The 15,187-nt window shown below is 49.5% G+C and carries 11 protein-coding genes; all 11 read left to right on the forward strand.

The genetic code is table 11. From position 1 onward, the window contains the following. Positions 1-4 precede the first annotated feature (4 nt). The 11 genes from KJB29_RS10870 (at position 5) to wecB (ending at position 15,184) form a co-directional block, all read left to right on the forward strand. Positions 5-1,357, forward strand: coding sequence for a hypothetical protein (locus KJB29_RS10870; protein ID WP_215734601.1), 1,353 nt, complete (start codon positions 5-7; stop codon positions 1,355-1,357). Then, positions 1,311-2,552: a glycosyltransferase gene (locus tag KJB29_RS10875; RefSeq protein WP_215734602.1), complete on the forward strand. Its 1,242-nt coding sequence runs from the start codon at positions 1,311-1,313 to the stop codon at positions 2,550-2,552. The genes KJB29_RS10870 and KJB29_RS10875 overlap by 47 nt, the downstream gene beginning before the upstream one ends. After that, the gene (locus tag KJB29_RS10880) at positions 2,549-3,673 is read left to right on the forward strand and encodes a glycosyltransferase family 4 protein (RefSeq protein ID WP_004511571.1); all 1,125 of its coding nucleotides are present in this window, start codon (positions 2,549-2,551) and stop codon (positions 3,671-3,673) included. Before KJB29_RS10875 ends, KJB29_RS10880 begins: the two co-directional genes overlap by 4 nt. An 11-nt stretch (positions 3,674-3,684) precedes the next feature. Continuing rightward, positions 3,685-4,671 carry a glycosyltransferase family 2 protein gene (locus KJB29_RS10885; RefSeq protein ID WP_011365834.1) on the forward strand — a complete coding sequence of 329 codons (987 nt, stop codon included), beginning with the start codon at positions 3,685-3,687 and terminating at the stop codon, positions 4,669-4,671. Positions 4,672-4,685: 14 nt separating this feature from the next. Continuing rightward, positions 4,686-5,801 (forward strand): glycosyltransferase, encoded by a 1,116-nt coding sequence (locus KJB29_RS10890; protein ID WP_004511569.1) that lies wholly within the window; start codon positions 4,686-4,688, stop codon positions 5,799-5,801. A 26-nt stretch (positions 5,802-5,827) separates the two neighbouring features. Then, the gene (locus tag KJB29_RS10895) at positions 5,828-6,913 is read left to right on the forward strand and encodes a glycosyltransferase family 4 protein (protein WP_004511568.1); all 1,086 of its coding nucleotides are present in this window, start codon (positions 5,828-5,830) and stop codon (positions 6,911-6,913) included. Between the two features lie 100 nt (positions 6,914-7,013). Continuing rightward, positions 7,014-9,143, forward strand: a complete 2,130-nt coding sequence (locus tag KJB29_RS10900) for a glycoside hydrolase domain-containing protein (protein ID WP_238378992.1) — start codon at positions 7,014-7,016, stop codon at positions 9,141-9,143. Between the two features lie 155 nt (positions 9,144-9,298). Beyond that, a complete protein-coding gene (locus tag KJB29_RS10905) occupies positions 9,299-10,840 on the forward strand; it encodes a heparinase II/III family protein (RefSeq protein ID WP_187148471.1) in 1,542 nt (513 codons plus the stop codon). Between the two features lie 153 nt (positions 10,841-10,993). Beyond that, complete coding sequence (locus KJB29_RS10910; RefSeq protein WP_004511565.1) at positions 10,994-12,256, forward strand: glycosyltransferase family 4 protein; 1,263 nt, start codon at positions 10,994-10,996, stop codon at positions 12,254-12,256. A 228-nt stretch (positions 12,257-12,484) separates the two neighbouring features. Continuing rightward, positions 12,485-13,957: a VPLPA-CTERM-specific exosortase XrtD gene (gene xrtD / locus KJB29_RS10915; RefSeq protein ID WP_246561186.1), complete on the forward strand. Its 1,473-nt coding sequence runs from the start codon at positions 12,485-12,487 to the stop codon at positions 13,955-13,957. A gap of 78 nt (positions 13,958-14,035) precedes the next feature. After that, positions 14,036-15,184 (forward strand): non-hydrolyzing UDP-N-acetylglucosamine 2-epimerase, encoded by a 1,149-nt coding sequence (wecB, locus tag KJB29_RS10920; protein WP_215734604.1) that lies wholly within the window; start codon positions 14,036-14,038, stop codon positions 15,182-15,184. Positions 15,185-15,187 lie beyond the last annotated feature (3 nt).

Raw genomic sequence — 15,187 nt, forward strand, 5'->3', positions numbered from 1 at the left:
TTAGATGTTAACGTTTTTTGTCATATTTATCGGCATAGTGACATTATTTAAACCTATTGTCGGAATTATATCTTTATTGTTATTGGAATGTTCATTTGTTCTGCCGTCTGTGTTTACAAATGTCAGCTTTATTATCACAGGCACTAGCTCTGCAACCATACTTATATTATGTTTGTTTGTTCGTGCAATTATTAGTTATAAATCTAAAACTGTAAATAAATTCGATGCACGATTGTTAATAATATTAATTGGTTGGCTGTTTGCATCAGCTAGTATTGCTTTTCTGACTAACCAATCAACCAAATGGGATCTGATTGCTGTCACTTTGCAAACTGCAATATTTTATATTTTGCCTTTAGCAGTCTCTACCCTTTCAGCTAAAGAGCGAAAATTGCTGGCAAACATTACTATTTTGTTAGCTGTGTTGTTTGCTCTAATCCACCTCGACATTTTATGGACAAAAAATGGAAAGCTGGTTGCAAAATACTATTTCCTGCCAAAGGGGATGAATGATGCTTACGGAGTATCTGAAAACATAGCCACCAGTTCTGGGATGTTCTATGTACCTAGGGCGTCAGCGTTGATAATGATAACAACTGCATTTCTGGCGGGCAGAATTTTGCTTAAATCATACAAAAATGTTTACGGATTATTCTTGCTGCTGTCATCTTTGGTTATTTGTCTCATATGTTCAATATCGTTTGCGCAACGGTCTTTCGTGTTGATATTGCCTTTAGTTATGCTGATCTATGCGGGACTTTCCTTTAAGAGAAGGGGGGGCATAGCCACTGTATTTGTCATGGTCATACTGGTTGGTGGTGGATATGCAGTTATCAGGAATGCGTCAGCAAAGTCGAATTTTACTGCAGTGATGGAAAAGCGGCTTGCAGAAGCTGCCAAAGTGGGAAGTCTGGACCCAAGGAATGCAAGGATTGCTGCAAACCGCGATGCTCTCGAATCTATTGTAGAATCACCCCTATGGGGGATCGGTTCAATCGTTTCGAGCACAAGAAGCCAGGATGCGCATAGTATCCTGCGGGTAGGCTTTATGGGGGGACTACCGGCAATTCTTATGGTTTTGGTTTGGATATCTACTCTATTCTTAAGGTTTGCCAAATTGTTGAAAAAGTGTGGTGAACCAAATCTGGGGCTTTGTCTGTCTGCATTCTGCGCAGTAATGTGCGCCTGCTTGATGATGCTGCTGAACACGGTTCCATACCTGTTTTATTCAATGAATCTGGTCCCGTTCGGCATTTTTGTCGGGCTGTTCATAAGTGAGTACACAGATATGGCAAACAGCAGAATGAGGAATGATAGTGTCAAAGAACCTTTTGATACATACGTTTCGCCGGCCTGATGACGGCGCCTTTATCAGGGTCAAAAACCTCAATTCGGCTATTGCTGAAATAACTGCTGGACATTGCCACGAGGTAGTCCTTGTCTCATTGCGTCACTTTCGCGAAATATTTAAGAACGATAGGAATACGCGAATTTTCGAACGGAGGCTGATTCTCCCTATCCTCTGGACAAACCGTCATCTTCTTGCACGCACATGGAATGGTTTCAGTTCATGTATTGCAGGCTTGATTCTTGCCACCTTCTTGCGGCCTGACATTGTTGTCGGGGAAACCAGCGCGTCGTGGAAACTGGCCAAGGCAACCAAGTTTTGGCGGCAGAGAGCCAAACTGATAATGGACCTCCACGGCGCAGGGCCTGAAGAGGTGTTATTCCATAATCCAACGTCAAAACTACATGAATCCGTTTACAGCTATGAGTCTAGGCTGGAGCAAGAAATAGCTCTTAATGCTGATTTTATCACTTGTCAGTCTGTCAACATGATTGAACATCTAATAATAAAGTATCCTGCGACACGTGCCCGGTTCCATCCGTTTCAATGCTCTGTGAGATCAGAGCTCTTCAGGATGGATCTTGATACGCGATCATATTACAGGCAAAAGCTTCAGTTGAATGACGGTGAAACCTTGTTCGTGTATTGTGGTTCCGTTCATAAGTGGCAGAACGTGCATTACTCAGTAAACGTTTTTGCCGAGTATCTCAAGTGCTCCGCAACTGCTGCCAAATTGTTGATCATGTGTCCGAATCCGGATGCTGAGCTTTGCAATCATGCCTATTCGCTTGGTTTGTCCGATGATGATTTCAGAATAATTGCAGTCCCCCATGAAGAAGTGCCTGCTTATCTTAACGCTGCAGACATCGGATTTTTGATCCGGGATGATGGCGTCGTAAATCGAGTCGCTTCGCCGACAAAACTCGGAGAATATCTTGCCTGTGGCCTTTCGGTTATTGTTGGCAATGTTGCAAATTCATGGTCGTCCGCCAGGCTTGATTCATCATGCTTCTGCTTTGTTGATCTTGACAATGCGGCTGGAGCAGCAAATACAATCCTTCGATTTGTGGATTCAAAAAGCGATGACCCTATGTCAGTCAAGCAAAGTGCCACCTCACTCGCCGGACTTTCATTGTCCACCACGACAGAGACTGAGCGGTTGAAAATGTTCATGAAGCACAGTGTTATGGAGCAGATTTCTTGAGAATAGCCCTTGTAACAAATACATTTCTACCTTTAACGGGTGGAGGAGAATTCGTTGTCCATCATCTTGGCAACCAATGGAGCATGCAGGGACATGATGTCTGCGTATTCAATTCATTGACGGCAGAGGTTGCTCACCCTGAGGCTCTTTATAAGGTAATGCGTTATAAGATCATGCGCGGCGCAACGCGATTCGGTTATCATAGATTCCCATGGGTAAATGTCAGCACAAGAAGTTTGAACAGACAGATAAACTACTTTAATCCTGATTTTGTATCAGGACATTTTTCTATTCCTGTAGCTTTGTATCTTGATAATTTGAAGCCAAAACGAATCTGGAGTATTACCAGCCACGGTTCCGATATTGTGCGTAATGACGTAAACTCACAACGCGACCAGTACGATATTGACAACAAACTGGCAAATTCCCTCAATAATGCAAGTTCAGTAATTGCCATCAGTAACAGTGCAAAAGCTAATTTGTTGGATATTGGAGTAAAACCTTCGCTCATACGAGTAATACCAAATGGCGTAGAGCTGAATAGATTTAAAACTAAGGCAAATACAAATATCAGGGAGATGTTCAATATCCCCGAACATAAAAAATTGGTATTAACCGTTGGCAGGAACTCTCTGGTTAAAAACCTTGGACTTGGGATAAATGCTGTCGCTGAAATTGCAAAATCAAGAAGCGACATACATTATCTGATAGTAGGCGGTGGTACATCACAATTGAACGAAACAATTATTAATAGAGGGTTACGCGACACCGTTACGACATGTGAAAACCTTGCTGGCGAAAGTCTAGTAGCGGCATATCAGCAGTCCGACATCTTTCTGTCAACCTCCAATTATGAATGCTGTCCGTTGGTCATACTTGAGGCCATGGCTTCAGGATTACCAATAGTCGCAACTCAAGTGGCCGGTAATGTCGATTTGATAGATAACGAGGTGAACGGCCTCTTGGTGGGACGCAATAATCATATGCACATAGTCAATGCTATTACAATGCTGATAGCAGATAAACGCCTCTGCCATAGTATATCGACCACAAACTATGATAAAGTCAGCGACTATAGCTGGGATACTGTCAGCCGGAGTTATCTGGAACTTCTTCAATAGAATCTTAACCCATGGAAATTATGGACACCGAGCCGAATAGAAAAGATATATTTCCTCAATATTCGATTTGCATCAGAACATTGGGCACCAGCGCTGACAGGTTTGAAGCGCTGTTGAAGAGTATAGATGGATTAACCATACCACCGAACGAAATCATAGTCGTCTTGCCCCATGGCTATCCTGCTCCTCCCGAACTCAGGGGTAATGAACTGGTTGTTTATTCGGGCAAGGGAATGCTTGCTCAACGGATCAAGGGGATCGAAAGCGCAGGAAACGATCATGTCCTGTTGTTGGACGATGATGTGGAGTTTGAACCTGAAACCATGAACAAGCTCATGCTTGCCATGGCAAAATATGGTGCCGATATTGTTTATCCTATTAACAGGACGCTTCTTCCAACGCCGGGCAAGGCATGGCTTCGCCTTATCACCATTCAAGCGATTGCGCGAAAAAATCAGGATGTATTTATTCGCATGCTCCCCACCGGTGGGTATTCGTACCTGAATAAGGATCCGTTAACTCCGCTCCCGAGTGAGAGCTGTCCTGGCATGCTGTTGCTTGCAAAACGATCAGCTCTGTTGGCAATAAATCTTGACGAGGACGTGTGGGTTGATTCCTCGCCCTATGGTTTCCGTGACGATGCGATACTTTCATACAAAGCTCACTTGGCTGGTTATCGGATATTTGCGGTGCCCGATGTGCTGACGCGTCACTTGTGCGGTTCCACGAGGCTTGATTCAATGAGAGCAGTATATTCAGCGTTTTCCGTTGGATGTAATAGTTTTGTCTTCTGGAAAAAATATATCTTTGTGAGAGGCAACACAGCATTCAAGAAGCTTCTGCTTGCTGCACTATTTGCTTGGTCGGTGATAAGTTTAGGTCTGCTTTACATGGTAAATTCTGTTCGTAATCGCAATTTGTCTATTGTTTTTGCTTATGTTAAAGGCAATCTCTGCGGTATGACAAAGAACTCTAAAAGTATAGCCATGAATGCGTGATTTGAGGAATGCCAATGAATATTGTTCAGGTTATACCAAGTTTCAATGTGGGTGGCGGTGAGTTGTTGGCGGTCAGACTTTGCGCTGAAATTAAAAATCAAAGACCTGATTATAAAGTGACACTGATCAGCTTGTACGACCCGATACCATCTATTGTATATGACGAAGCTCTTGCTTCTGACGCACAAATCGTAACATTGGGGAAGAAAAAAGGCTTTGATCCGTTTACGCCATTACGGATGCTTAAAACCCTCCGTGCCATCAAGCCGGATGTAATTCACACTCACTTGGCAGGGCTTCGCTATACACTTCTCGCAGGAGTGTTGGGTAATTATTCCCTGAAGGTTCATACAGTTCACAACTTAGCAACTCATGAGACATTCGGATTTTTGAAGAACGTACACAGAGTTGCTTTTAAATTCTTTTCTTGGATACCCGTATCTTTGTCCAAGGAAGTACAAGACAGCGTCAGGGATATGTATTGTTTAGAGTCAGTTATAGTAAATAACGGGATTAAAACAAATAGCGAAATTATCAATAAAAGCAAAGAAGATATCAGAAAGCATTATGGACTTCCGCTTAATAGTAAAATAATTATAACAATAGGCAGGCTTTGCACACAAAAGAACCAGTTACTGTTGATAGAATCTTTTAATAAAGTATGTAAAAATGCTGAAAATTATACTTTGTTGATAGTCGGAGAAGATAATTTGAACGGCAGTTATAAAAATAAGATTGATAAAATAATATCTGAATTGCCAGATATAACCAGAGAGAACCTACATCTCCTTGGTCCAAGGAAAGATATTCCAGAGTTGTTGATTGCTTCAGATGTTTTTGTTCTCTCATCAGATTGGGAGGGGGTGCCTTTAACGCTCCTTGAAGCCATGGGGTACGGTACTCCGGTCGTCTGCACATCTGTCGGTGGTATTCCGGACGTTATTGAGCACGGATTTGATGGTCTGCTCGTTTCGAAAGGTGACTCTAAAAGTCTTGGTAATGCGATTATCGAGGTTTTATCAAACAATTCTTTTGCTTCGAGTCTTGCCCATAATGCTCGAAAAAAGTTCTCACAATTATATTCTATTGAGATGACAGCTGAGAAGTACTTACAATTATATAATGCCTGATTTGATGACGCCAATATGGAATGGGAATGGAACCAGATAAGAAGGTATGCATAATCGGACCGTCTCCTGACAGCCCCTATCAAGGAGGGGTTGCCACTCATATCAGTACGTTGAAGACACTTGCCTGTTTCAAGGATGCTGAAGTCATCGATCCTGGTTCCATCCATTCCAACAATAAAACTGGCATTGTCTCAATATTCCGCTCACTGACAGGATTGAAGCAAAGAATATTGTTGGGGCGCTTCACTCATGTTTTCGTGAACACCTCCATCTATACCGGCTCTATCATCAAGTTGCTGCTGATTCTTGCGATTTTGCCGAATGCAGACAATACAAAAATACATGTATTTTATCATGGAGGCAGATTCCAGTCCTTACCCGCATGGCTGTCGGTACTTCTTTCAACTCTGTGTTTGCGACTGATGCACAAGGTACGAATGCATCACTTTTTAAGCAAAATTCAGCAGGAGGGTTTTGTACCTGTATGCAAAGGTTGTAGTGTCGGTCTGTTTGCCAATTATGCCCAGGGAGACGACATCTGGCTAAGACACTTGAAGTCCCAAAATGCTCCTCTTAAACTCCTGTTTGTGGGGCGGTTAGTGAAAGAAAAGGGAATATTCGAAGCGCTGGAGGCTTTCAACAGGCTGCATGGCGCCGACGGACAGGTTGAGTTGACGGTTGCGGGAGATGGCCCTGCTTATCCTGAACTTTCTACGATGTGCAAATATATTTCTGATGGTGCATTACGGTTTCTGGGGCATGTGTCGGGAGAGACTCTGGAACAGGCATATAGAGAAGCTGATTTGTTGGTCATTCCATCGTATCACGAAGCATTTCCCTATGCCGCAATCGAAGCCATGCGTGCCGGGTTGCCCATGATTTCTACGAGCTCGGGAGCACTGGAGATGTTGGTCGAGGACGGGGTTACCGGTTTTAAAATCCCGCCCCGCGATGTTTCCGCACTGGAGAAGGCAATCCGCACCATACTGGAAAATCGGGAGTTGCTCAAACCTATGTCTGATAACTGCTACGAGTATTTCAAGGCCCACTTAAGTAAATCGGCTGCAGAACAGTATTACTCCCGGCTACTTGGCACATGTACCGTTGCCTGACTTCATGACTGCCGCAATTGTCCACAAGCTGATCCTCCTTCTTTTGGTATTCGTATATTCGTTTACCGCCCTGGTTCCTTCCACGTACTCCGCTACAAACATGGCCATCGGCAAGGCATACACGGTCACTCCAATTCAAAACTACAAGCTGACAGCAGGGCCGGATGACAGGACCTCCCTTACGGACGGCAAATACAGCTCAGGCTATTTCTGGACCCGGAAATCGACAGTGGGGTGGCAGGGTGCAAAAAGAATTGAAATACTGATTGATCTCGGAAAAGTAGCGGATATCGGCGGATTGTCGTTCAATACCGCACGCGGACAGGGAGCGGGCGTGTACTTCCCCGCCCATGTGTATGCATTCGTCGGAACTGACAAGGATCATTTTTCCTATGTGGGGGATATTGTCAAAAGCCCGGACAATACGCCAGGCCATTACAAGATCAAGAAGTTCGAGCTGTCAGGCATCAATACAAAGGGAAGGTATCTGCTGCTGGAGGTTATCCCGAGAGGGAATTTCGCCTTCTGCGATGAGATCGAGGTTTTTGCCGGTAACAGACCAACTAATATCGTCGGCTCTATGGATATGGAGGCGGTACGGAGCTTTGGCAGCCAGCTGGAACGGCTCGATATAGAAAAGGAATTTATGATCGGGCTCCTGGACGCGGCAATCAGGGAGCCTGGCAACTCCATTAGGTCCGATATGCAATTATCCGCAATCAGGCAGAGCATAAACGCCCTCTCCGGTATCGACGAAACCGGGTCAATCGAGACTGCGATTTTTGCTCAGCGTGGCGACGCGCTCCGTTCGCGATTTTCGGGAAGGCGATTCCTTTTGGAATCAGTCAACCCTTGGGCACCGATGTCACCGATTTCCGCGCCCCTTGACAACCCTCCGAACGGCATAGCTTTAACGATGCCGCAGGGCGGCTATGATTATGCATCCTTTGTGCTTACGAACCTGGCGGCAACCCCTCAGAAGATAATCATTCGACCGGAGAGTATGGCGAAGGAGGCTCCCAGCCTGGCTGTATATTATGTGCCGTTTGTGAAAAGCGCTGCGATGGAATTTGTTGCCGATCCGCTTGTACCAGTGAACTCCGGTTTTACACTGCGTCCCGGCGAATCACGGATGATATTTCTGGCAGCACATGGGGCATATCCCGGCAAATGGCAGAGCACTCTGAAAGTCGCTATAGGCGCAGATGTCAGTTCGGTCCCCCTGAATCTTTATGTAGCAACCACTGCTCTCCCCGCTAGATTCTCCTGCAATGCGATTAACTGGGGTTATCTCGATTTCAAGCCCATCAGAGAGCATAAGGCTGATGCGGTGAAAGACCTGTTTGCACATCATGTCAATATCGCGGTTATTCCCCCGTGGTATATTCCCTTTAATTCCCCGGCTAAAATTCGTGATCTGCTCAGGATTGAAAATTACCTCCGTTTGAGTAGCGGGGCTTCCAAGGTTTTATTTTTTTTGAATTTCAATGAAAACAAAAAGCTGACTGCCAACAATAACTATGCGTACCTGAGTTCCGAGTGGAAGGATTGGTTCAAAGAGCTCTATCGTACGCTGGTCAAGAGTGCCGCACGAGCCGGATTCTCCGAGGAGCAACTGTATCTTTATCCTTTCGACGAGGTGCACGGAAAGGATATCGATCGGTTTGTGGCATTCGCTTCCTGGGCCAGAAAGGAAATCCCGTCGATAAAGTTTTACGGGACTCTGGAGAGGAAGGAAGCCCTGAGGGTCTTGCCTTACCTGGATATAGCCCAGGTAATCGACCGTGATGATCTGTTGGAGGGTGCAAGGCGTTCAAAGAAAGAGATATGGATATACGGCGCGGCCGACAATACGAAATCGCTTTCTCCCTATTCCTACTATCGACTCATGGCATGGAAAGCGTTTTATCTGGGATTCAAAGGGGCCGGTTTCTGGAATTATGCCGATATCGGTTCAGGCGATAACCCTGGGAGTGCCTGGGATGATTTTGATGGTGACCGTCCGGACTTTGCAGTGATCTATGAAGGGGCCAACGGCGGTATTGTTTCGAGTCGCCGCTGGGAGGCCTGGCGTATGGGCGTTGAGGATTACGAACTGCTCTCCATGTATGCAAAGTCCAAGGGGGAAGATGCGGCAAGGGCGCTGGCGAAAGGAGTTCTTTCAAATCCTGTTGACACCGGCAAGGCGGATGAGGCACGCCGCATCATTTTGCACGAACTGTCTCAATAAAGGATACGGTAGTGAAAGCAGAATCAGTGTCCCGCTATTTTCATACCCTTCGCCACCTGAAGCTTCGTCAGATGGCTTTTCGAGTTGTTCGCCGCCTCAGGCAGCCCTCGCTGCCTGGTCGCCGTGGCCCGGTGAACCGACGGTCCGGTGTTTTCATGAGTCCGGTAATTGTTCGAAAAATGAACTGCGGCAGTGAATTTGCGTTTCGCTTCCTGAACGAGGAGTTGAGTTTTTCCCCCGAAGCCATCGACTGGCACCCTGTCGCCGTCGGCAAGCTCTGGCGCTATAATCTTCATTATTTTGATTGCCTTATGGAAGAGGGGCGGTCTCGGGAAAGCATGCGGACACTGCTCGATTCATGGATCGCCTCCAATGCACCCGGAACGGCCGATGCGTGGGAGCCTTTCCCGTTGTCGCTGCGCATTGTGAACTGGATCAAGTTATTCCTCACTTCCGATATGCGGACTACAATTGCTGATAAATGGCTGGACAGCCTCTACGATCAAACCCTCTGGCTGGAACAATCCGTCGAATATCATCTGATGGGCAATCACTATTTCAAGAATGGCAAAGCGCTCCTTTTTGCCGGACTCTTCTTCGTGGGGCCTGTGGCCGAAAGGTGGCTGGGAAAGGGTCTGCAAATCCTTTCTTCAGAGATTGAAGAGCAAATTCTTGCCGACGGCGGCCATTTTGAACGCAGCCCCATGTATCACGCCATGATTCTTGAGGATTGTCTCGATCTGTTGAACCTCTGTCTGGATCACTCCCGACGCGACCTGGGGATCTTTTCCGAACGATTGAGACTTGTGACTCGTGCCATGGTCAGATTTTTGCTCGGTATGAGTCACCCCGACGGGGAGATTGCCCTCTTCAATGATGCAGCCTTCGGCATCGAGACCCGGCCGGCAGAGCTTGCAGCCTACTACGAACGTCTTACCGGTGAGCGGATTGCGGCGCAGACTGGCGCTTATTGGGCTTTTCCTGAATCCGGCTATTTTGTCATGGCCCCTGCGCAGGGGAATCGTCTCATTATCGACTGCGGGCCCGTGGGGCCCGACTACCAGCCGGGGCACGCCCACTGTGACACTCTGAGCTTCGAACTGTCGCTAAGGGGGAGACGGGTAATAGTCGATTCGGGCTGCTGTCAGTACCTCGATGGTGACATTCGCCGGTATAACCGGGGCAACGTCGGACACAACACCGTCACCCTGGACGGGGTGAACCAGTCGGATGTCTGGAGCGCCCATCGGTGCGCCCGGCGGGCCCGCCCCATGGGCCCAGGCATTACGCTCCGCGATGATGGCGCCCTCCACTTTACCGGCGCCCACGATGGTTACCACCGACTTTCCGGCAGGCCGGTCCACCATCGAAATGTTGTCTGGCAGGGGAAGAGACTGGTCGTGGAGGATCTGCTCGATGGGGAAGGGGAGCATGAAGTTGAATCGAGGCTTCATATTCATCCGGATCTCACGGTCGGGTTTCATGAAAATCGAGCTTTTATCCGGAACGGTTCTGAGCTGCTCCTGACAGTGGCGTCTCTGGGGGGGGAAGAGATCGGGTGTGACGAGGGGTGGTACTGCCCCGAGTTTGGACTCAGCCTCCCCTGTTCAGTCCTTTCGGTCCGTCTGCGTAACGTGAGATTCCCCTCCCGTTGCGGATGGGTCATGACTATCGGCTCAGCTGATGAGCTGCGGTAAGTCCCGCAGTAACCTGAACCGGCAGTTGTCGGTCGAGCTATCGTAGTAAGTTTCCCACCCATACTCTTTTTACTTCCGTGTAACACAGTCTACAAAGAGCGGTGCTAGCATGCGCCCTGTAAGCTCCTTCATGAAAATGAGGTTAGCGAGGCCATGCACATACTCTTTCTTACCCACTATTTTCCCCCCGAGGTGAACGCTCCTGCCTCGCGCACCTACGAGAACGCGCGGCGATGGGTTCGGGACGGTCATCATGTCACCGTCATTACCTGCGCTCCGAACCATCCGAAGGGCGTAATCTACCCGGGATACCGGAACCGCTGGTGTCAACAGGAAGATCTTGACGGGATCAGGGTGCTGCGGGTGAAGACCTACCTGAGCGCCAACAAGGGTTTTGCCAAGCGGATCGCCAATTATCTCTCGTATATGCTTTCAAGTACCGTCTTCTCCTGTCTGGTGCGGGACATCGACGTGGTGGTCTCCACTTCCCCCCAGTTTTTCTGTGGTTTGGCCGGTTATTTCGTGTCGCGGGCGAGGAGTGCCCCGTGGGTTGTGGAGATACGGGACCTCTGGCCCGAGTCGATCATTGCCGTCGGTGCCATCCGCAATAGAACTGTGATCGACCTGCTGGAAGGGTTGGAAACATTTATGTACCGTCGTGCCGACCATGTGGTGGCCGTGACCGACGCTTTCAAGCGGCATATTGCCGGCCGCGGTGTGGGGAGAGACCGGATCTCCGTCATCAAGAACGGCGCGGACCTTGAACGTTTCACATCTGGTCCGAGGGAGAATTCTTTCCGGAGAGAGCATGGACTGGAAGGAAAGTTTGTTGTCTCCTATGTTGGCACCCATGGCATGGCCCATGGTCTCAATACCATCTTCGAGACTGCCGAGGCGATGCGGAGCTGTGAGGATATTGTTTTCCTGCTCGTCGGAGATGGGGCAGAGAGGGAGCCGCTTCTTGCCCGTAAGGCGGAATTAGGGCTTACGAACGTGCTTATGCTCCCCCAACAGCCAAAGGAGCGGATGCCGGAAATCATTAACGCTTCGGATGCCTGCATGGTGCTTCTGAAAAAAACGGATCTCTTCAAGACAGTGATACCTTCAAAAATATTCGAGGCGATGGCCATGGAGCGTCCCATTATCCTCGGGGTTGAAGGCGAAAGCCGTGAAATTGTCGAAGAGGGATGCTGTGGCCTTTGCATTGAGCCCGAAAACGCGGCGGAACTGGCGGATGCGATTCGGCGTCTGAGAGACGACGGGAAGCTTGCCGACGAACTGGGGCAAAACGGACGGCGCTTCGTTTCGGCAGTCTTCAATCGTGAGGTACTCGCCCGCCGCTACCTTGAAACTCTCTCGAGTATGGTGCCTTTACCGGCGTCAACCATTGGCGTGATTGGAAAAGAGTTGCCGTGAATGTGGTGCCTGTGGCAGAGAAGACCCGGATTCAGGAAGGTTGATCATCTTTTGCAACTCTGTCGATCTTGAAGTGACGGCAGGCATCGATCGAATTCAGAACCTCATCGAAAGGAAATCATGCGTACGCGCGCAGTTAATCCAATTTTCCCCACACCGGCCTCATTGGTTGCGGTGTTCCTTTACGGCACGCTCCTGACGATAATCTTTTCACCTGCATACCGTGTCATGTTCAGATGGTGGGAGCGGGATGACTTCAATCACTGTTATTTTGTTCCTTTTATAGTCCTGTACCTGGTATGGGAGAAGCGGCAAGAACTCGCAGCGCTACCATCACGCGTTTCGTGGTGGGGGGCACTTCCTCTTGTGCTCGGTCTGGCGCTGTTCTGGCTTGGCGAATTGGGAGGTGAATATTTCACACTCTATATATCGTCATGGTTCATCGTGGTGGGGGTTCTTTGGGCGCACCTCGGCTGGCAAAAGCTGAGAATTATCGGTTTTCCGGTTTTATTCCTTCTTACGATGTTTCCACCGCCGAATTTCATCTATAACAACCTTTCCATGAACCTCAAGCTGATTTCTTCCCGGATGGGGGTGACTGCGCTGCAATTGGCGGGGATGTCGGCCTTCCGGGAAGGGAATGTGATTGACGTCGGCTTTACTCAACTCCAGGTAGTTGATGCCTGCAGCGGTCTGCGCTACCTCCTTCCCCTCGTGGTTCTCGGTTGCCTAGTGGCCCATTTTCACCGGGGGGCTCTCTGGCAGAAGATTCTGCTGGTCGTCTCCACTATTCCTCTTTCCATTGTGACCAACGGACTTCGGATCGCCTCTGTCGGCATCCTTTACCCCATATGGGGGGCGCAGGTGGCGGAAGGGTTCTTCCACGACTTTTCAGGGTGGTTTATCTTCATGTGCACCCTGGGGATGCTCTTGGCCGAACTGTGGCTTCTGAGAAAGATAACCGGCAGACCGGCAGGCGAAGGGGAGAGCGCTGCCGGTTCGGCATCACACCGTTCGACGGGGATTGCCGCGACAAGCGTCTCAGAGAGTAGTGTAAGGCACCTCCCTCTTCAACCGGTGCTTGCCTTGGTACTCCTTTTCGCCACGGCTGCTCTTTCCCATGGTGTTGAGTTCCGGGAAAAAATGCCAATCAAGCACCCTTTCACCAGCTTTCCCCAAGAGGTGGGCGAGTGGCGGGGAGCACGACAGACCATGGAGCAGAAGTTCCTTGATGAACTTACGTTATCCGATTATGTGATTGTCAATTATCACAACCCCACCGACAGGGAAATCAATTTCTATACCGCCTACTATGAGAGTCAGCGCAAAGGTGAATCGATCCATTCGCCCGCTACTTGCCTCCCGGGTAGCGGCTGGGTTTTCGAGGAGTCGGGCAACACGCAGATTTCTCTTTCTGGCAGCCGGAGTATGACAGTCAACCGCGCCTTCATGCAGAAAGGAGAGGTCAGGCAGTTGACCTATTACTGGTTTCCCCAGCGGGGACGGATTCTAACCTCTCCTTGGCAGCTGAAGATCTATGCCTTCTGGGACGCCTTGACCCGCCATCGGACCGATGGGGCGCTAGTGAGGATCATTACTCCGGTTTATCCCAACGAGCGGGTAGATGTAGCCGAAGAGCGCCTCCAGGCATTCACCCGTCAGATTGTGCCGGTACTCGATGGATTTCTTCCTGGGGCCTAGCAGTCCATTGTCCCTGACCATTGCCGGACTCCTCACGGATAAACCGGCCTACACCAACTGATTTCGAGGAGTACCCCCATGAACGTCTTTCTCGTGGCCGGAGCCCGGCCAAATTTCATGAAGATTGCACCGCTGTATCGTGAATCCCTCACCCGCGAGGGGGTGACCTGCCGCATCGTCCACACGGGGCAGCACTATGACTACGAGATGTCCCAGACGTTCTTCGACGACCTGCAACTCCCCCAGCCCGACTACTTCCTCAATGCCGGTTCCGGCTCCCACGCCGAGCAGACAGCCCGGGTCATGGTGGCTTTCGAGGAGTTGTGTGCAAAGGAACGCCCCGATCTGGTGATTGTGGTGGGGGATGTGAATTCGACCCTCGCCTGCAGCATTGTGGCGAAGAAGGCTGGTATCCGGGTTGCCCACGTGGAGGCAGGGCTTCGCAGCTTCGACCTCTCCATGCCCGAGGAGATCAACCGGATGGTGACCGACTCCATCGTCGATCTCTTCTTCGTCACCGAAACGAGCGCTGTGCGCAATCTTTTTGACGAAGGAAAGCCGCCGGAGCAGATCTTTCTGGTGGGACACGTCATGGTCGACAATCTCCTTCACCAGATGGTTCAGGTTCACCTGAACGGGGCTGTGGCGCCCGAACTGCGGGAACTGAAGCAGAAGGCGGGAGAGTACGTGTTTATGACCCTTCATCGCCCCTCTAATGTTGATGACGAGGAGACCTTCCGCGGCATCGCCTTTGCCGTGAACGAGATCGCTTCCAGGATGCCGATTATCTTCCCGGTTCACCCGCGGACCCGCAAGATGATGGAGAGCTTTGGCATCCAACTCCACAAGGGTGTCACCTGTCTTCCTCCCCTGAGTTTCAGTGAGTCCCTCTATTTCTGGAAGGATGCCAGGGTGGTCATGACCGACAGCGGCGGCCTCCAGGAGGAAACCACAGCCCTGGGGGTCCCCTGCGTCACTATCAGGGAGAACACCGAGCGTCCCATTACCGTGGAAATGGGGACCAACGTCCTGGCCGGGACCGACCCGGATCGGATTCTTACCCGCGTTTTCGATGCGGCGGAGGGAAGGGGCAAGCGGGGGAAGGTTCCCCCCTTCTGGGACGGCAAGGCTGCGGAGCGGATCTGGGATGTCATTGGCCGTAAATACGGCAAGGTGCCTGACTTGTCTGAGGCCTGCCATGAGCTTATGGAGTGCGTGGGAAGCTGATTG

The sequence above is a fragment of the Geobacter grbiciae genome, from assembly GCF_018531165.1.
Taxonomy (GTDB): Bacteria; Desulfobacterota; Desulfuromonadia; order Geobacterales; family Geobacteraceae; genus Geobacter; species Geobacter metallireducens.